The 593-nt window shown below is 72.5% G+C and carries 2 protein-coding genes; both read left to right on the top strand.

Annotated features, from left to right (window positions below; genetic code table 11):
- The coding region (locus CKO27_RS24055; protein WP_200377427.1) for a helix-turn-helix domain-containing protein at positions 1-267 on the top strand (267 nt) is incomplete at its 5' end.
- 4 nt (positions 268-271) lie between these two features.
- The coding region (locus CKO27_RS24050) for a pseudouridine synthase (protein WP_242471117.1) at positions 272-593 on the top strand (322 nt) is incomplete at its 3' end.

The raw sequence follows: 593 nt of genomic DNA, 5'->3' as shown, positions 1-593 counted from the left end.
GGCGCCGATGTTGCCACCATCGCCGCGCGCCGCGGTCTCAAGCCGCGCACCATCCACGGTCATCTCGCCCGCGCGGTGGCCGCCGGCGAGCTCGACGCGGCCACCGCCACCGGGCTCGACGCCGCCAGCCTGAAGCGCATCGAGACGGCCTTCGCCGCGCTGCCCGAGAACGCCATCAGCCCGCTGCGCGCGCTCCACGAGGCCCTCGGCGGTGAGTTCGACTACGGCGTGCTGCAGTGCGTGCGCGCCGCCCTGGAGCGTGATTGATCCGATGTCCCGACTGATCCTGCTCAACAAGCCCTATGGCGTGCTCTGCCAGTTCTCCGGCGAGGGCCCAACCCTCGGCGACCACGTCCCGCTGCCCGGCGTCTATCCCGCCGGGCGGCTCGACAAGGACAGCGAGGGGCTGCTGCTGCTCACCGACGACGGCCAGCTCCAGCACCGCATCAGCCACCCCCGACACAAGGCCTGGAAGACCTACTGGGTGCAGGTCGAGGGCACCCCGGAGGCCGCACAACTCGACGCACTCGCCGCCGGCGTCACCCTCAAGGACGGCCCGACCCGTCCGGCACGGGTGCGCGCCATCGCCGAGC

It is taken from the genome of Thiocystis violacea (assembly GCF_016583575.1).
Taxonomy (GTDB): domain Bacteria; phylum Pseudomonadota; class Gammaproteobacteria; order Chromatiales; family Chromatiaceae; genus Thiocystis; species Thiocystis violacea.
The sequence above is the reverse complement of the archived record's forward strand: the minus strand, read 5'-3'. Positions and strand labels throughout refer to the sequence as shown.